Genomic DNA, 18,579 nt, shown 5'->3' with positions numbered 1-18,579 from the left:
ACCCTGAAAAACTTATCACATCTACCAAGAAAAATAAGTGATATGGAAATTATCAAAAGTATTCAAAGCAGAATATATGAAATAAGAGGAGAGCGAGTAATGCTCGACTTTGATTTGGCATTGCTTTATGAAGTTGAAACTAAAGCACTAAACTTAGCGGTTAAACGTAACATACAACGCTTCCCTGAAGATTTTATGTTTCAACTGACCAAAGAGGAATGGAACAACTTGAGGTTTCAAATTGAAACCTCAAGTGCACAAATGTTATCAACCTCTAACGAGATTGAGATTTTAAAACCTAAGCAGCAACACGGAGGAAACAGGTATTTGCCGTATGCTTTTACTGAACAAGGTGTAGCTATGCTAAGTGGTGTTTTGAGAAGTGATAGGGCAATTGAAATGAACATCGCCATTATGAGAGCTTTTGTAGACATCAGAAAGATTTTGATGAAGCAAAGCAACATTAATGAGCAGCTAGCGGAAATTAAAGAGCGAATTGGAGAACACGATGTACAGCTGAATGAATTATATGATGCCATGGATAATTTACTTGATGAAAAAATAGCGCAGCTGAAGTGGAAAGACAGGGAAAAAATCGGTTTTAAAATCGATAAAAAATAAAGAAACCTAAATCCTGAAAGGGATTACAAATTGACCAAAAACCATAAAATATAGAAACTATGGAAACCTTACAAGATACAGAGACGAAAAAGGTAACAACAAGCTCCCCTACTTTTAAAGGTTCGGGTTCGCAAATGTTGTTGAATGGCCTAATTGAAGAAGGTGTGAGTACAATTTTTGGCTACCCAGGCGGTGCCATTATGCCAATTTACGACGCCCTTTACGACTATGCTGATAAGCTAGAGCATATTTTGGTGCGCCACGAACAAGGTGGCATCCATGCTGCACAAGGCTATGCACGCACCAGCGGAAAAGTGGGTGTTTGTTTTGCGACCAGCGGCCCAGGTGCTACCAACTTGGTAACAGGCTTAGCTGATGCGCAAATTGACAGTACACCTTTAGTTTGTATCACCGGACAAGTATTTGCTCACCTTTTGGGTACAGATGCTTTCCAAGAAACTGATGTAATTAACATTACTACTCCAGTAACCAAATGGAACTACCAAATTACTGATGCAAAGGAAATTCCTGAAGTATTAGCGAAAGCTTTTTACATCGCTAAAAGCGGCAGACCAGGCCCTGTATTGATTGACATTACCAAAAATGCACAATTACAGATTGAAGAGTTTGAGCCTTATGTGAAGTGTAACCATATCCGTAGCTACAGACCAAAACCAAAAGTAAGGGTTGAGTTTATTGAACAGGCAGCAAAACTGATTAACGAAGCCAAAAAACCATTTGTACTGTTTGGTCAAGGGGTGATTTTAGGAAATGCCGAGAAAGAATTCAAAGCATTTATCGAGAAAACTGGCATTCCAGCAGCTTGGACAATTATGGGCGAAGGTGCTGTTCCAACTGACCACCCGTTAAATGTTGGTATGTTAGGGATGCACGGTAATTACGGACCAAACGTTTTAACCAACGAATGTGATGTTTTAATTGCTATCGGAATGCGTTTCGATGATCGTGTAACTGGCCGTTTAGATAAATATGCGAAGCAGGCAAAAGTGGTTCACTTAGATATTGACCCTGCTGAAATTGACAAAAACGTAAAAGCAGAAGTTGGTGTTTGGGGCGATTGTAAGGAAACACTTCCTATTTTAACCAACTTAGTAAACGAAAGTAAGCACGAAGCTTGGGTTGCTCAATTTAGAGATTACAACCAGCAGGAGATAGACCAAGTCATTACTCCAGAATTATACCCAACCAGCGAAGAAATGACCATGGGTGAAGTGTTAAGAAACATCAACGAGATTTGTGGTGGAGATGCAGTAATTGTAACTGACGTTGGTCAGCACCAAATGGTAGCTTGTCGTTATGCAAAGTTTAACAACACTCGTAGCAATGTAACTTCTGGTGGCTTAGGTACCATGGGATTTGGTTTACCTGCAGCTATCGGTGCTAAATATGGTGCGCCAAATAAAACAGTAATTGCCATTATTGGCGATGGAGGTTTTCAGATGACACCACAAGAATTAGGTACCATTATGCAATTTGGTGCAGCAGTTAAGATTTTGATTTTGAACAATCGCTTTTTAGGGATGGTTCGTCAATGGCAACAGTTGTTCCATGATAAGCGCTATTCGTTTGTGAACATCACCAGTCCTGATTTTGTGGCTTTAGCAAAAGCTTATTATATAGAAGCTGACAAAGTTGACGAGCGTGCGAATTTGAGAAAAGCACTGGAAACCATGATTAACCACGAAGGTTCTTATCTATTGGAAGTAATGGTCGGTAGAGAGAACAATGTTTTCCCAATGGTTCCACAAGGAATGAGCGTAAGTGAAATTAGATTGAAATAATTAAGATAAAAGAGCAAAGAACAAGGAATAAAGATTAAAAGTATAGACATTATGTCTTTCATCCTTGTTCCTTCATACTTAATCCAAGAAAAATGAGTACTAACGACACGATAAAATATATAGAAAGCCAACCCGACTACGAGGGTAAACAGGATTTTACCATCACGGTTTATGCGGAAGACAGAGTTGGTTTATTGAACCGTATTTCGATTATATTTTCGAAAAGAAAAATTAACATTGATAGCTTGAACACTTCTCCATCGGAGATTGCAGGCATACACCGTTTTACTATTTTAATTAACGAAAGTTATGAGGTAGTGAGAAAACTAGCTCGTCAGATTGAGAAGCAAGTAGAGGTTTTAAAAGTTTATTTTAATACCGATAGCGAAATAATTTGGCAAGAATTGGCTCTTTACAAAGTATCTACGGAAGAGATTACCGAAAAAGTAACAGTAGAGCGTTTATTGAGACAATACGGTGCAACTGCGGTAGTAATTCGCAAAGATTATACTGTTTTCTCAGTAACTGGGCACAAAGAAGAAACTGACGCTTTGGTGAAAGCATTGGAGCCTTATGAATTAATTGAATTTGTTCGCTCGGCAAGGGTAGCAATTATTAAAGACAGTGCTGGTTTCCATGAAAAGTTGAAAGAATTTGAAGCGGAGGAACCTGGAGAGGAACGTGTTGAAAACGAGTTCTTGGATAAGGGCGAGAAGATTTTTACGATGTAAGAGAGCTGAAAGGCGAAAGACTAAAGCTAAAAGCGAAGGTTTTGGACATTGCTTTAAACCTTGAGGGGTGTCCCCCTTTGGAGAGCCTGCTCCGACAATCCGGAGCGGTAGGGGAAGGATTTCCTTTTGAAACATAAGCCTTAGTAAACTAAACCCGATTGAAGCGGAAATACTTTTTGGCGGTGTCATCCTGAGCTTGTCGAAGGATTGGTTATTAATAGATGCTTCGATAAACTCAGCATGACAATGATTAACAGCAGTGCCAACAAAAAGATTACAGCAAAAAGCGGGGCGACAATAACCGAAGCGCACAGAAACATTCTTTACAAAATAAGCAAGGATTAAAGCGCAAAGAATAATAGTACCGAAGAATAAAAAATTAACCAATAAAACAATAAATCTTAGATACTCAATTGTATCACAAAAACTAAATAGAACAATGGCAAATTATTTTAACACATTACCACTTAGAGAAAGATTGAACCAATTAGGCGTATGCGATTTCATGGCTAACGATGAGTTTTTGGATGGCGTAAATGCTTTAAAAGGTAAAAAATTGGTAATTGTAGGTTGTGGCGCTCAGGGATTAAACCAAGGTTTAAACTTGAGAGACAGCGGTTTGGATGTATCTTATGCTTTGCGTAAAGAGGCTATCGAGCAGAAAAGAGATAGCTGGAAAAATGCTACCGACAACAATTTCAAAGTTGGTACTTATGAAGAATTAATTCCAACGGCTGATGTGGTGATTAACCTTACACCAGACAAACAACATACTGCGGTGGTAAATGCTGTAATGCCGTTAATGAAACAAGGCTCTACCCTACTTTATTCTCACGGTTTTAATATCGTTGAGGAAGGTATGCAAATCCGTAAAGACATTACTGTAATTATGGTAGCTCCTAAATGTCCGGGTTCTGAGGTTAGAGCTGAGTATTTAAGAGGTTTTGGTGTACCTACGCTAATTGCTGTTCACCCAGAAAACGACCCTGAAGGTAAAGGTTTGGCACAAGCTAAGGCTTACTGCGTAGGTACTGGCGGTCACAGAGCTGGTGTATTGAAATCATCTTTCGTGGCTGAGGTAAAATCTGATTTAATGGGCGAGCAAACTATTTTATGTGGTTTGTTGCAAACTGGTTCTATTCTTTCTTTCGATAAAATGGTTGAAAAAGGAATTGATGCTGGTTATGCTTCTAAATTGGTACAATACGGTGTTGAAGTAATTACTGAAGCCTTGAAACACGGTGGCGTAAGTGGTATGATGGATCGCCTGAGCAATGTAGCTAAAGTTAAAGCTTTCCATATTTCTGAGGAATTGAAAAATATCATGCGTCCGTTGTTCCAAAAACACCAAGACGATATCATGAGCGGTGAGTTCTCAAGCACGATGATGGCTGATTGGGCTAACGGCGATGCCAACCTATTGAAATGGAGAGCTGAAACTGGTGAAACTGCTTTCGAAAAAACGCCTGCTGGTGATGTGAAAATTGGTGAGCAAGAATATTTCGACAACTATACTTTAATGGTGGCTTTTGTTAGAGCTGGTGTTGAATTGGCTTTTGAAACGATGGTTGAAGCTGGTATTAAACCAGAAAGTGCTTACTACGAAAGTTTACACGAAACTCCACTAATTGCAAACACGATTGCTCGTAAGAAATTGTTCGAAATGAACCGCGTAATTTCTGATACTGCTGAATACGGTTGTTACTTATTTGACCAAGCTTGTAAGCCTTTATTAACTGATTTCATGAAAACTGTGGATACTGATTTAGTAGGTAAAAACTTCAACGAAGGTAAAGATGGTTCAGTTGATAATGCTGAATTAGTAGCTATCAATGAGATTTTACGTGACCACCAAGTAGAGGTTATAGGTAGAAAATTGCGTAAAGCAATGACTGCAATGAAGTCGATTAAGACAGCATAAAATAAAAAAAGAATGTCATCCTGAGCTTGTCGAAGGAATTCTTTTCTAATTTTACAGAGAAGTCTTCGACAAGCTCAGACTGACAAACTAACTAAAAACAATTTATAAAAGATGGCGAAAACATTAGTAGAAAAAATATGGGATGCTCACGTAGTGAAACGTGAAGAAGGCTTTCCTGATATTTTGTACATTGATACGCATTTAATTCACGAGGTTACTTCGCCTCAGGCTTTTGATGGCTTGAGAAAACGTGGCTTGAAACTTTTCCGTCCGCAGCAAACTGTGGCAACGGCAGACCATAATGTGCCTACTTTAGACCAACATTTACCGATCAAGGAAGAACTTTCGAGATACCAGGTAGATATGTTGACTAAAAACTGCGCTGAATTTGGCGTAGAGCTTTACGGCTTGGGTCATCCTTTTCAAGGGATTGTACACGTAATTGGTCCAGAATTGGGTATTACCTTGCCAGGAAAAACAATGGTTTGTGGCGATAGTCACACTTCTACCCATGGTGCTTTTGGTGCTATCGCTTTTGGTATCGGTACCTCACAAGTGGAGCAGGTTTTTGCAACGCAATGTTTGCAACAATCGAAACCCAAAACTATGAAAATTGAAGTGAATGGCGAGTTGAGAAAAGGTGTTGGCGCAAAAGACATCATCCTTTACATCATCGCTAAAATTTCTGCCGCTGGTGGTACTGGTTATTTCGTAGAGTTTGCTGGTTCGGCGATCCGTTCTTTAAGCATGGAAGCTCGTATGACGGTTTGTAACATGAGTATCGAAATGGGTGCTCGTGGCGGTCTGATTGCGCCAGATGAAACTACTTTTGAATATGTGAAAGGCAGAAAATTTGCTCCACAGGGTGAAGAATGGGATACTGCTTTAGCTTACTGGAAAACTTTGTACAGTGATGATGATGCAAAATTTGATGCAGTATTAACTTACGATGCTGCTGACATTGCACCAATGATCACTTACGGTACTAACCCTGGAATGGGTATTGGTATTGCTGATCATATTCCAGCAACTACTGCTCAACCAGAAACGGAGCAAGTATCTTACAAAAAAGCTTTAGATTATATGGGCTTTGCTGATGACGAAAGTTTATTAGGCAAACCTGTAGATTATGTTTTCATTGGTAGTTGTACCAATTCTCGTATCGAGGATTTACGTGCAGTTGCTGAGTTTGTGAAAGGCAAACAGAAAGCAGAAAATGTAGAAGTTTGGATTGTTCCAGGTTCTAAGCAAGTAGAAGCACAAGCGATAGCAGAAGGTTTAGATAAAGTGTTTGAAGCTTCAGGGTTCCAACTACGTGAACCTGGTTGCTCGGCTTGTTTGGGAATGAATGAAGATAAAATTCCGGCAGGAAAATATTGCGTTTCTACTTCGAACAGAAACTTTGAAGGTAGACAAGGACCAAATGCTAGAACAATGTTGGCAAGTCCATTGACTGCTGCCGCTGCGGCTGTAACTGGAAAGATTACTGATGTAAGGGAGTTGTTGGAAGCTTAGTGATTAGGGGTCAAGTATCAGTGGTCAGTAAAAGCTGCCGAAACCTAATCCAAAAAACTAAACAACCAAAAACCAACCAACAAGAGATATGATTTTAGAAGTTGCCATATTAAACGTGATTCCAAACCTAACTACAGAATTTGAAGCTGCTTTTGCTAAAGCGGAACGAATTATTGCAAGCATGGAAGGTTACATTTCGCATCAGCTTCAAAAATGTATGGAGGATCCTGCCAAATACATCTTATTGGTGAATTGGACAGATTTGGAAGCACATACAGTAGGCTTTAGAGGCTCTGCCGAATATCAGGAATGGAAAGCTTTATTGCATCATTTTTATGATCCATTTCCTACAGTTGAACATTTTGAAAAAGTAAAAAATTAAAAGTTGCAAATATCCAGAACTTAAATGCCCTTAGGTGTCTAAGGTGGTAAAAAAAGAAGTTATGCCAGAAATACATTGGGACAGCACGCTCTACAACGAACAACATCGTTTCGTATCTGATTACGGAGCTGATGTTTTGCAGTGGTTGGATGCCAAAGCAGGAGAAAATATTTTAGATGTAGGTTGCGGAACTGGTGATTTAGCTGCTAAAATTCAAGAAAGTGGTGCGACAGTTTCAGGAGTAGACGCTTCGGCAGATATGATTGAATTAGCAAAGCAAAACTACCCTACCATCCAGTTTGAGCAAAAAGATGCAGCTGTTTTAGATTACAATCGTGAGTTTGATGCTGTATTTAGCAACGCCACCTTCCACTGGATTGAAAACCAAAGAGGATTGTTGAGAGGTATCTTCAAAGCCTTAAAACACGGTGGTCGTTTGGTCGCTGAATTTGGAGGCAAGGGAAATATCAAAACCATTGTAGATGCGATAGAAAATGCAGCGAAGCAATTGGGACTTGAACACAGAGTGATTTCTAATTTTTGGTTTTTCCCATCGATTAGTCACTATGCAACATTACTAGAATCTACAGGTTTTGAAGCAGAACAGGTTTGGCTTTTCGATAGACCAACCAAATTAGTAGGTGAAGATGGTATGTTGAATTGGATTAATCAATTTGCACAACACGCTTTTGTAAATCTCAATGAAGAAGAAGCTGAAGCAGTAACAGATTTAGCAGTAAATATCTTAAAGCCCACTCATTTTAAAAATGGCGAATGGACTGCAGATTATAGAAGATTGAGGATAAAAGCTTCGAAAAGATAAAAGAACAAGGAGAAAGGAATAAGGACTTTCAACAAGTCTAAATACTAACTACTTAATACTAATTACTAGTAAGTAAATGAAAAAATTTGAAACATTAAGCTCATCGGTAGTACCATTATCGATTGAGAATATAGATACTGACCAGATCATTCCAGCGAGGTTTTTAAAAGCAACCACACGTGAAGGCTTTGGCGAAAACCTTTTCCGCGATTGGCGTTACAATGGAGATAATACACCTAAAGCAGATTTCGTATTGAACGATCCAACTTACAACGGAAAAGTATTGGTTGCAGGTAAAAACTTTGGTTGCGGTAGTAGTCGTGAACATGCCGCTTGGGCTATTCAAGATGCTGGTTTTGACGTAGTCATCAGCAGTTTTTTTGCAGATATATTTAAAGGAAATGCGTTAAACAACGGCTTGCTTCCTATCCAAGTAAGCGAGGAGTTTTTAGCTGCCATTTTTGCACAAGTTGCTGTAGATGCAAATTCGTCATTGACCGTAAACTTAGAAGAGCAAACCGTTACCATTGATGCTACAAGTGCTAAAGAAAGTTTCGAAATCAATCCTTACAAAAAATCTTGTTTAATCAACGGTTACGATGATATCGATTTCGTTCGCAGCCAGACAGATTTGATTGAAGCTTACGAGCAAAACAGAGTATACCAACCAAAAACTTTATAGTACAAAATACATATGCGCTGAAAAAGAAAACCACATAGAAACATAGACCTATCAAAGTTAAATAGAAAAGTCTTCAAAGAAAAAACTATGTGTCTATGTGTCTATGTGTCTATGTGTTTAAAAACATCGTAGAATAAAAAAATTAAAATGAACAAATCGATAGTAAACATTTCCAACTTCAATTTAAAATATGGTAGCAAAACCGTGTTAAGAGATTTGGAATGGACTATCCAAGAGGGAGAAAATTGGTTATTAACTGGCGCTAGCGGAAGCGGAAAAACTGCTTTGTTAAAAGCTATTGCTGGCATAGAAAAAAGTACGGATGAAATCGTCGTCAGCTTTAGTAAGCAGAGCGATACCAAACCCGTCTGCCAATACATTGCCCAATGGTATCAATTCAAAAATGTAGAAGGCGTCGCTAATTTTTATTACCAACAGCGTTACAATGTACAACAAGTACAAGATACCTTAACCGTTAATGCCGAATTAGCGCACTACGCTAAAGAAAACAATCTTAGTTTAGCCAAAGCAGAGCCGATTTTAGAAGCCCTAGGTTTTGCAGTACTTAAAAATGCTCAATTGATTGAGCTATCCAGCGGCGAACATAAAAAGTTGCAATTGGTTAAAGCCTTATGGTCGAAACCGCAGTTATTGTTATTAGACCAACCTTACACAGGTTTAGATATCCAATCTCGTCAAAATCTTAATAACTTATTAGACGACGTTACCAGCGATGGCGTTCAAATCGCATTAGTTAGCAATGAAACTGAAATTCCAGCTTGCATCAACAGGTTTGGCGAAATCATCGACGGACAATTAGTAGAACATTTCACTTTTTGTACCAGAAGTACTATCGTCATCGAAGAAAGAAACATTCCTGAGTTTTTGCACGAAGCACCACCATCAAGTAGTGATGTACTCATTAAAATGGTGGATGTGAACATCAGCTATGGCGAAAAACAAGTGCTTAAGAACGTAAATTGGGAAATTAAAGCCGGTGAAAAATGGTTGTTGCAAGGCCACAACGGTTCTGGAAAATCAACTTTGTTAAGTTTGGTTAATGGTGACCATCCGCAAGCTTATGCCAATGAAATTTATCTTTTTGGTAACAAACGTGGTTCGGGCGAAAGCATTTGGGATATTAAACAGCACATCGGTTTAATCTCTCCAGAATTGCATTGGTATTTCGATTTTAATGCAACGGTTTGGCAAAGTATTGCCTCTGGCTTTTTCGACAGCATTGGCTTGTACAAAGAAATTGGTTGGCACAAACGTACACAAGTTGATGAATTGATTGAATACTTCGGCTTAACGGCAAATAAAAATGATTTGTTATCGCACTTGCCGTTAGGCAAACAACGATTAGTCTTATTAGCGAGAACGGTAATCAAAAACCCAGAATTGCTGGTATTGGATGAACCTTGCCAAGGTTTAGATGCGCACCAAACCCTTCAATTCAACACCTTGATTGATGGTTTATGCACTACCAACAGAACTTTGATTTATGTGTCGCATAACGATGACCAACTCCCGAAAAATTTAACTCACCACTTATTACTTAGCAAAGGCGAAGTAATACATAATGATATTTATAAACAGAAAACGTACAAAGAAGAATTAGAAAGCGTATAGTACAGTCCTTAAATACGTCCGTCATTTCGAACGAGGAACGAGGAGAAATCTAGCAAATCGAGACTTAGCTTGATGTTAGATTTCTCTCTGCGTTCGAAATGACGGCCGTCCTAAAAAAGACTAGAACACGAGAATACGCTCAAAAAATATATAACAAATGAAGAAACACATTTTAGTAATACCTGGCGATGGCATTGGACAAGAAGTTACCCAATGGGGAAAAGCTGCTCTAGCGCAAATCGCAAAAAACTTTGGTCACGAATTTACTTTTGATGAAGCTTTAATGGGACACGCTGCCATTGAAGTTACCGGCAATCCATTACCTGATGAAACGTTAGAAAAAGCCCGCAAAAGCGATGCAATTTTATTCGGTGCCATTGGTCATGCCATGTACGACAACGACCCTTCGTTAAAAGTTAGACCAGAACAAGGTTTACTAAAAATCAGAAAGGAACTAGGTTTGTATGCGAACCTACGCCCTATCTTATTGTTCGATGAATTATTAGAAGCTTCGAGTATCAAAGCGCATATCCTACAAGGAACAGATATTTTATTCTTCAGAGAATTAACCGGTGATGTTTACTTCGGAGAAAAGAACCGTTCGGAAGACAGAAATACTGCTTCAGATTTGATGATTTACCACAAGTACGAAGTAGAACGCATTGCGCACAAAGCTTACCAAGCCGCACAACAACGTAGTAAAAGATTATGTTCGGTAGATAAAGCAAACGTTTTGGAAAGCTCTCGCTTATGGCGTGAAACGGTGCAAGAAATTGCCAAACAATATCCAGATGTGGAAACTGAGCATATGTTTATTGACAACGCAGCGATGCAGTTGATTAAAAACCCGAAGAAATTTGATGTGGTTTTAACTGCTAATCTTTTTGGAGATATCCTAACCGATGAAGCTTCGCAAATTGCAGGTTCAATGGGTATGTTAGCTTCTGCTTCTGTTGGCGACGGCGTAGGTTTCTACGAACCAATCCACGGTTCGGCACATGACATAGCTGGCAAAAACTTAGCAAATCCACTGGCTTCTATCCTATCGGCTGCGCTGATGCTGGAAATCAGTTTTGGACTACCTGAAGAAGCAAAAACTTTAGTGAATGCTGTGGATAAAGCATTAAAAGATGGTTACAGAACTGGCGATATCGCCGACAACAATACCGACGCAGCTAAAGTGTTGGGCACCCAAGAAATGGGAGAAAAAGTTTTGAGTTTAATAAAGTAAAAAGGTAAAAGTAAAATTTAAAAAAGTTAGAAACCTAGAGTAAAGAAGTAAGCAGGCTTTTGCCTTTTGAATTTTTACTTTTTAATTGAAATATTATGTTACACGACCCAAATAGAGTACACATTTTTGACACTACCTTGCGTGATGGCGAGCAGGTGCCTGGGTGCCAATTGAGCACACCTCAAAAAGTTGAAATCGCAAAATCGTTGGAACTACTAGGTGTAGACGTGATTGAAGCTGGTTTCCCTGTTTCTAGTCCTGGTGACTTTAACAGCGTAATTGAGCTTTCTAAAGCAGTTAACGACCCAATTATTTGTGCCCTAACCAGAGCCAATAAAAATGATATCGATGTAGCTGCCGATGCTTTGCGTTATGCAAAAAGACCTCGTATCCATACAGGTATTGGCGCTTCTGACATGCACATTAAAACCAAGTTTAACAGCACTAGAGAAGAAATTTTAGAGCGTGCTGTGGAAGCGGTAAAATATGCAAAGAAATATGTAGAAGATGTTGAGTTTTATGCAGAAGATGCTGGTAGAGCCGATATCGAATATTTAGCCAAAATGGTTGAGGCTGTAATTGCTGCTGGTGCTACTGTTGTAAATATTCCAGACACAAATGGTTATTGCTTGCCAGACCAATATGGTTCTAAAATTTTGTTCTTAAAAGAGAATGTAAAGAATATTGACCAAGCGATTATCTCTTGTCATTGCCATAACGATTTAGGTTTGGCAACGGCTAATTCTATTGCTGGTTTGCAAAACGGTGCTCGCCAAGTAGAATGTACGATTAACGGTATTGGCGAACGTGCTGGTAACACCTCAATGGAAGAGGTGGTGATGATTTTGAAGACTCACAAAACGTTAGGTCTTCATACCAACATTAACACCCAAGGCATTTACGAAATTAGTCACCAAGTGCGTAATTTGATGAATATGCCAGTGCAACCTAACAAAGCTATTGTGGGTGCCAATGCATTTGCACATAGTTCGGGTATTCACCAAGATGGTTTCTTAAAAAATCGTGAGAACTATGAAATTATTAAGCCTTCTGATGTGGGTTTTCCTGACGCAACAATTGTATTAACTGCAAGAAGTGGTAGACATGCGTTGAAACATCATTTAGATAGGTTAGGTCATCATTTAGACAAAGATAATTTGGCTATTGCTTACACTGCATTTTTAGATTTAGCAGACAGCAAACAAGGCATCAATGATGATGACTTAAACCAGTTAGTGGCTTTGCATTTAGCTACGAAATTGAGTTAATTTTTCCTCTTCGTCATTCCCGCGTAGGCGGGAAACTTAAAACGAGAGGAATATGCGATTTGCCTAACCACCATGCGTCCCCCTTTGGAGGGGGTTGGGGGAGGATTTACAAGCACGGTCTTAGATTAACTAAACGTGATAGCAGTGGATCCCGATTTTATCGGGAGAAACGAATAGCCCCGAATAACTCGGGACAGGCAGGGCTATCGCCACCGATGAAAAGCTAAAAAAGCTTTTCAAAAAAATAAAATTATAAAGCCCTTTTGGGTTTAGAAAATGGAAACAACAACAGATTATACTTTCGATTTCGAACAGGCATTTGCAACCTTACAAGGGGTTGTAAAAAGAACTCCACTAGAGTTTAACGCAGGACTTTCATTAAAGTACAATGCCAATATTTATTTGAAACGAGAGGATTTGCAAATTGTACGTTCTTATAAATTACGTGGCGCCTACAATAAAATTAGCGGACTAAAGCCAGAGCAATTGAAGAATGGCGTAGTATGCGCAAGTGCGGGAAATCATGCGCAAGGCGTAGCTTATTCATGTAAAAAACTAGGTATCAAAGGCGTTATTTTTATGCCGGAAATCACACCCAAACAAAAAATTACGCAGGTAAATATGTTTGGCGGCGATAGCGTAGAAGTGATTTTAGTAGGTGATACTTTTGACGATTGTTTAAAAGAGGCATTAGCCTACAGCGAACAAAAATCGGCTACGTTTATTCCTCCCTTTGACGATGAAAAAGTAATTGAAGGCCAAGCTACAGTAATGATGGAGATTTATCAGGACTTACCTGATTTAGATGCGATCGTGGTTCCTATTGGCGGCGGTGGTTTAGCCTCTGGTGTTACCGCTTACCTGCAAACGGTAAAACCTAGTGTTAAAGTTTTTGGTGTGGAGCCTATGGGTGCGCCATCGTTAAGTGAAGCTTTGAAAAACGGCGGCCCAATAACCGTAGAAAACATTGAGCGTTTTGTAGATGGTGCGGCGGTTAAAAGAATGGGCTGGATTACCTACAAATATTGCAGCGATTTGCTAAGTTCTACTTATTTAATTCCAGAAGGACAGATTTGTACAACTATCTTAAAGCTTTATAACGAAGATGCGATTGTAGTTGAGCCTGCGGGAGCGTTATCTGTAGCCGCATTAGAGCAGGTAAAAGACCAAATTGTAGGTAAAACTGTAGTTTGTGTGGTTAGTGGCGGCAACAATGACATTGAGCGTATGCAAGAAATCAAAGAGAAGTCTTTACTTTTCGAAGGTTTGAAGCATTATTTCATTGTGCGTTTCCCGCAGCGTCCAGGAGCATTAAAATTATTTGTAAACGAAGTTTTAGGTCCACAAGATGATATTACCCGTTTTGAATTCATCAAAAAAACAAATAAAGAAAACGGACCTGCTTTGGTTGGTATAGAGCTGATGGATAAAAATGACTATCCAAGCTTATTACAGCGAATGAAAGACTTCAAGTTTGATGTAATTGAACTGAACCAGGATGCTACTTTGTTCGAGTATTTGGTTTAAGCATTATATCGCCATTGCGATGTACGAAGCAATGACGACTTGAGCAAACAAAACTTTTCCATAATTATATACTACGAGGTAGGAGACAAAAAATTGTCTCCTATTTTTATTTACGCCATTAAATGTTATCCAAAAAACTATTCGTTCTGATGCGAATGAAAGTAAATACGATAAAAATATTACTGTATATTTTTGTTACAAAACATTAAAAAACAGCCTAAAACCATTAAAAACAATATATATAATTATTTGTTCAATATTTTTTCATTTTGCGGACAACGTTTACATTTTTTTGGCAATAGTTTTGATACATGCTAAACAACACACAAATGAAATTTGAAAATCCTCTTTAACAGGGAAGGAGTTTCGCAAACCAATTTAACAAACACACAACATGAAAAGACTAGCTTTACTCCTCCTTTGCGTTGCCACACTAGGTTTGGCGTCATGCAAGAAAGACACTTACATCACTCAAGAATTAAAAGCGAAAACTTACAACTACGAAATCAAATCTACAGATTGGAAGAGAAATGCAGACGGAAGTTTTACAGCAACTTGGGTTAATAAAAAATTTGACGGTATTACATTAGATGATGAAGGTGTAATGGTATACTTCGAACATCCACTAACAACTAGCAGTTTTATCCAACTACCTTACACGTTTAATTATAGTGCATATAGTTATGAACTTTATAATGGTGGAATTAGCTTTGATGTACAAGACACAAATAATCTAACTAATAGCGTACCCCCAAACTATAACGTATTTGTAAAAGTCGTTGTCGTTCCATCCGAATACGAGCCTAATTAATAAGATTAAAACTCTAAAAAACGACCAATGTTCACATACACTTGGTCGTTTTTTTTATGCTCTCCACTGTTTAACTGCAAAGCCCTAATGTGCACACCATTTCTCTCCAATAGCAGTTCATCGTAAAAACCTTTATAGTAAATATCTCTTACATTAAATTTCTTCGCCGACCAGCTTGCTTTTAGCTCTACCCATTCTGGATAAAAACAAACTTGCTCACCAGTAACTTTTAAATCTAAAGCTTGTGCTTCTTTTTTCGAAAGTACTACCGCATTCCCCAACATTTTGGCGGTGTAAGTGCTGCTTGGTTGATTGTAAACCTCCCTAGGTTTTCCTTCTTGTAATAATTGACCTTCTTTCAAGATGACCAAACGATCTGCCATAAATAAACCATCGGTAGCATCATGAGAAACCATAATTATAGTTAATCCAGTTTCTTTGGCCAAACGTTTAATATCGGCACGTAATTGGTTTTTCAATATAGCGTCAACTTGCGAGAAAGGTTCATCCAATAATAAAACTTTAGTATCGCTTACCAAAGCCTTTGCAATAGCTACACGTTGCTGTTCTCCGCCGCTTAGAGCAATAATCTTCTTATCCTTAAGTGCGGTAATGCGCAGATGTTCCATTACTTCCATGGTCTTCTGCTGCTTTAAAGCTACATTGGTATTAGAAAGCTGCGAAGCGATATTATCGTAAACTTTTGCGTAGATGTTCAACGAAAAATCTTGTGTCACCATTTTCATTTCAGCGTGACCAGGAATGAGTTGCTCATCTGGCCCTTTTACACGCTTACCATTAAAAATGATTTCACCTTCGTCAACTTTCAATAATCCGTAAATAGATTTTAACAGGGTTGATTTTCCACTTCCGCTTTCTCCAATGATGGCTACAATTTCACCTTTGTTAATATCAAAACTGACATTTGAGATACCCGATAATTGCTCTACTTGGTGCTGCTTGGTTAAATGCTGGATGCTTAAGATTTGTTCACTCACGGATGTAAAGATAAAGAAAGTCGGGAAGTAATGAAGTCCGAAAGTCAGGAAAGTCTGAAAGATGGAAAAGTTAAAAAGTTAGTTTAGGCAATAGCTATTATTTAAGCATTTTGGCTTGCGGACTAATCACTCTTCGACTTTCGGACTTAAAAAAAATCCTGCCTCTTTTTACAGAAACAGGATTGGTTTTATTTGTGTGTGTATTTTTTTACCATTAAGAAGTTAAGAATAATTAAGCCCTTAAATTTTCTTAACTTCTTAATGTTTTAATTAAGACCGAAAGTAATACCGAACGACATATTTTTTAAACCTTTTTGAGCATCGGTATCGAACATATCGTTAGCATAATATTTTGCAAAAACACCGATACCTCCGTAACCAATTCTAACTGCACCACCGTAACGGAAAGGTGTAAAGTGATAATCATCTTTCACTTTTACTTTACCCAACTCATCACTTATCTGTTTCACCTTACCACTTAGCAAAAATGCAACTTCTGGTCCTATTACAAATCTAACGCGTTTACCGTGGTTATTTTCTTTAGTTCTAAATTCAAAGTTCAAAGGAAAATGCACATAGCTACTAGAAAAACGGTTTTTGCTGTACATAATGTCATCTTCAGTATATTCTAAGGTTGGTTTGTTCTTTTGAATGGTGATATCTCTATCTAAACGGATATGCGTCCAATCGAAACCTCCCGCCAAATAAACTTTAAAATGGTTGTTAAATCTGTAGCCAAACTGCAATACATCAAAAGAAAGCGTACTGGTTTTCCAAGGTTTGTAGTCTAAAAAATCGTTCACTGGCGATAACGAAAAGCTACCATTATCTACCAACTTAGAAAAACCAATGTCTAAACGAGTGAAAGTAATGCCACCTACAAAGCGACCCTTATTTTGGTCAACCTTACCTGTGCTATCTTTTTTCTCACCAATGGTGATACCGACGCCATAGTTAATTTCAAACTTTTTGCGTTTAACGCTATCTTTTACCTCTTTAACTTCTTCTTGTGCTTTTAAAGTTCCTGCTGCCAGAAAAGTAAGTCCACTTACCAATACTGCTTTTAAAATTAGATGTTTCATTTGTGTGTGTTTAATATTATTGTAAGGTTGTAGAGTTGCAATTTCATCTTGTATATCCTGCAAATCCCAAAATCCTGCTCCTATTTGTTTTTCTTATTTAATTTCAAGAACCCAATGTTCAGTCCAATTATCGATGAATTATCATCATCATCTGTATTAAACTTAATTAACTTTTGATCTCTTTTATCTACTTTATCAACCACGTAATTAATCAAATCTCCCATGTTGCGGATGCCTTTCTTGTTTTCGCTGGATTCCTCTATCATATCCCCATCATCAGTCGCCACTTTTTTTGTATTATCCGCTAGAACAATCATCCTAGCATCGTTATTACGCTCAACTTTTTCTTCAACTGGCGTAATATCCAAAGGCTTTACTTCGCTTCTTTTAATAGGTAGATGCTCATTCTTTTCAGATGGTTGCACGGCTGCAAAACTTTTTTCTTGGCTAACCTCAATTTTAGCGACAGCTCCTTTAGCTAATGTTTTTCTCACCAAACGACGATTGCTCACACCAGCATCAGATAAAACAGTAGAACTAACCGTTGTCGTCTCCTCACTAGTTGCTACCGTTGCAGTTGGCAATGTGTGTGTTGAGTTTACCGAAGCTACTTCTGGTGCAGTACCCTGCAAATAAATCTTATCGCTATTTTGCGTAAATAACATTACCGAAGCTACCACTGCCACACTTGCAGCCGCTACCCATAAAATAGGGAACGAACGTTTTTTCTTAGGTTCCAATTGCTGGGCAATATTCCCCCATAAATCTGCAGAAGGTTCTACCTCCGCATCCATAAAACTGTCTTTAAACAGCTTATCAAAATCTTTATCCGGCATGTGTTGCATAACCAAAGCCCTCCAATTTTAAAATTTCCTGTTGCAAAATTGCTCTAGCTCGCGAAAGCTGCGATTTACTTGCTCCTTCTGTAATTCCTAACGTTTCGGCAATTTCCTTGTGCGAATATCCCTCAATCGCGTACATATTAAACACCATTCTATAGCCATCGGCCAGTTTCTGTATTACCCTTATCAAATCCTGCATTCCCAAACTACTAAAGTCAAAACCTGTTGACGGTTGCTCATAGGCATCCTCAATTGGCACCACATTTAAAGTGCGTAGGTTTTTTCTATAGCTTTCAATTGCAGTATTTACCATAATGCGGCGTATCCATCCCTCAAAAGAACCCTCTCCTTTAAACTCTTTCACCTTTTGAAAAATCTTTACATAACCCATCTGCAATACATCTTCGGCCTCCATCCTATCTTTGGCATATCGCATACAAACCGCCAACATTTTCGATGCAGTTTGCCTGTAAAGCAATTCTTGCATCTGCCTGTTGCCAGCCTTACAGCCTTCCATCAGCTCATTTAACGTATATGTTTTTGCCACCTTCATTTGTTTGCTTGTATTAGGGTAGATGCGCAATCGTCCCCAAAGGTTGCAAGCCTCTTTAAATATTTTTTATTTTTTTCCGTTGTCTTTAAATAGGAAAGATTTTCAGCTAGATGCTGATATTTTTTGGAAAGCAAAGATAGTTGTTCTTCGGTTATTTC

General features: G+C 38.4%; 17 protein-coding genes. 13 read left to right on the top strand and 4 right to left on the bottom strand.

Going from position 1 to position 18,579, the window contains the following annotated elements:
• The first annotated feature begins 42 nt into the window (after positions 1-42).
• The 13 genes from CRO54_RS15025 to CRO54_RS14965 all read left to right on the top strand — a co-directional run bounded on the left by CRO54_RS15025 (position 43) and on the right by CRO54_RS14965 (position 14,946).
• Positions 43-621, top strand: coding sequence for an ORF6N domain-containing protein (locus tag CRO54_RS15025; protein WP_097132885.1), 579 nt, complete (start codon positions 43-45; stop codon positions 619-621).
• 59 nt (positions 622-680) lie between these two features.
• Positions 681-2,423: a biosynthetic-type acetolactate synthase large subunit gene (gene ilvB, locus CRO54_RS15020; protein ID WP_097132884.1), complete on the top strand. Its 1,743-nt coding sequence runs from the start codon at positions 681-683 to the stop codon at positions 2,421-2,423.
• A 92-nt stretch (positions 2,424-2,515) separates the two neighbouring features.
• Positions 2,516-3,154, top strand: coding sequence for an acetolactate synthase small subunit (gene ilvN, locus CRO54_RS15015; RefSeq protein WP_097132883.1), 639 nt, complete (start codon positions 2,516-2,518; stop codon positions 3,152-3,154).
• Between the two features lie 439 nt (positions 3,155-3,593).
• A complete protein-coding gene (gene ilvC / locus CRO54_RS15010) occupies positions 3,594-5,075 on the top strand; it encodes a ketol-acid reductoisomerase (RefSeq protein WP_097132882.1) in 1,482 nt (493 codons plus the stop codon).
• 111 nt (positions 5,076-5,186) lie between these two features.
• Positions 5,187-6,590, top strand: coding sequence for a 3-isopropylmalate dehydratase large subunit (gene leuC / locus CRO54_RS15005; RefSeq protein WP_097132881.1), 1,404 nt, complete (start codon positions 5,187-5,189; stop codon positions 6,588-6,590).
• Between the two features lie 88 nt (positions 6,591-6,678).
• The gene (locus CRO54_RS15000; protein WP_097132880.1) at positions 6,679-6,972 is read left to right on the top strand and encodes an antibiotic biosynthesis monooxygenase family protein; all 294 of its coding nucleotides are present in this window, start codon (positions 6,679-6,681) and stop codon (positions 6,970-6,972) included.
• Between the two features lie 61 nt (positions 6,973-7,033).
• Positions 7,034-7,795: a class I SAM-dependent methyltransferase gene (locus tag CRO54_RS14995; RefSeq protein ID WP_097133110.1), complete on the top strand. Its 762-nt coding sequence runs from the start codon at positions 7,034-7,036 to the stop codon at positions 7,793-7,795.
• A gap of 76 nt (positions 7,796-7,871) precedes the next feature.
• The gene (gene leuD / locus CRO54_RS14990) at positions 7,872-8,477 is read left to right on the top strand and encodes a 3-isopropylmalate dehydratase small subunit (RefSeq protein ID WP_097132879.1); all 606 of its coding nucleotides are present in this window, start codon (positions 7,872-7,874) and stop codon (positions 8,475-8,477) included.
• Between the two features lie 147 nt (positions 8,478-8,624).
• Complete coding sequence (locus CRO54_RS14985; protein WP_097132878.1) at positions 8,625-10,109, top strand: ATP-binding cassette domain-containing protein; 1,485 nt, start codon at positions 8,625-8,627, stop codon at positions 10,107-10,109.
• 157 nt (positions 10,110-10,266) lie between these two features.
• A complete protein-coding gene (gene leuB / locus CRO54_RS14980; RefSeq protein ID WP_097132877.1) occupies positions 10,267-11,340 on the top strand; it encodes a 3-isopropylmalate dehydrogenase in 1,074 nt (357 codons plus the stop codon).
• 95 nt (positions 11,341-11,435) lie between these two features.
• Complete coding sequence (locus tag CRO54_RS14975) at positions 11,436-12,608, top strand: 2-isopropylmalate synthase (RefSeq protein WP_097132876.1); 1,173 nt, start codon at positions 11,436-11,438, stop codon at positions 12,606-12,608.
• Between the two features lie 276 nt (positions 12,609-12,884).
• Positions 12,885-14,135 (top strand): threonine ammonia-lyase IlvA, encoded by a 1,251-nt coding sequence (ilvA, locus tag CRO54_RS14970; RefSeq protein ID WP_097132875.1) that lies wholly within the window; start codon positions 12,885-12,887, stop codon positions 14,133-14,135.
• Positions 14,136-14,529: 394 nt separating this feature from the next.
• The gene (locus tag CRO54_RS14965; RefSeq protein WP_097132874.1) at positions 14,530-14,946 is read left to right on the top strand and encodes a hypothetical protein; all 417 of its coding nucleotides are present in this window, start codon (positions 14,530-14,532) and stop codon (positions 14,944-14,946) included.
• Between the two features lie 5 nt (positions 14,947-14,951).
• Here the strand turns inward: CRO54_RS14965 and CRO54_RS14960 are convergent, their stop codons facing one another.
• The 4 genes from CRO54_RS14960 to CRO54_RS14945 all read right to left on the bottom strand — a co-directional run bounded on the left by CRO54_RS14960 (position 14,952) and on the right by CRO54_RS14945 (position 18,421).
• Positions 14,952-15,944, bottom strand: coding sequence for an ABC transporter ATP-binding protein (locus CRO54_RS14960; protein WP_097132873.1), 993 nt, complete (start codon positions 15,942-15,944; stop codon positions 14,952-14,954).
• Between the two features lie 266 nt (positions 15,945-16,210).
• Complete coding sequence (locus tag CRO54_RS14955; protein WP_097133109.1) at positions 16,211-17,026, bottom strand: outer membrane beta-barrel protein; 816 nt, start codon at positions 17,024-17,026, stop codon at positions 16,211-16,213.
• An 80-nt stretch (positions 17,027-17,106) separates the two neighbouring features.
• A complete protein-coding gene (locus CRO54_RS14950; protein ID WP_144371975.1) occupies positions 17,107-17,862 on the bottom strand; it encodes a hypothetical protein in 756 nt (251 codons plus the stop codon).
• Positions 17,852-18,421 carry an RNA polymerase sigma factor gene (locus tag CRO54_RS14945; protein WP_097133108.1) on the bottom strand — a complete coding sequence of 190 codons (570 nt, stop codon included), beginning with the start codon at positions 18,419-18,421 and terminating at the stop codon, positions 17,852-17,854. The genes CRO54_RS14950 and CRO54_RS14945 overlap by 11 nt, the downstream gene beginning before the upstream one ends.
• Positions 18,422-18,579: the final 158 nt, after the last annotated feature.

The organism is Pedobacter xixiisoli (assembly GCF_900215335.1).
Lineage (GTDB): Bacteria > Bacteroidota > Bacteroidia > Sphingobacteriales > Sphingobacteriaceae > Pedobacter > Pedobacter xixiisoli.
This window is presented reverse-complemented; position numbering and strand designations above follow the sequence as displayed.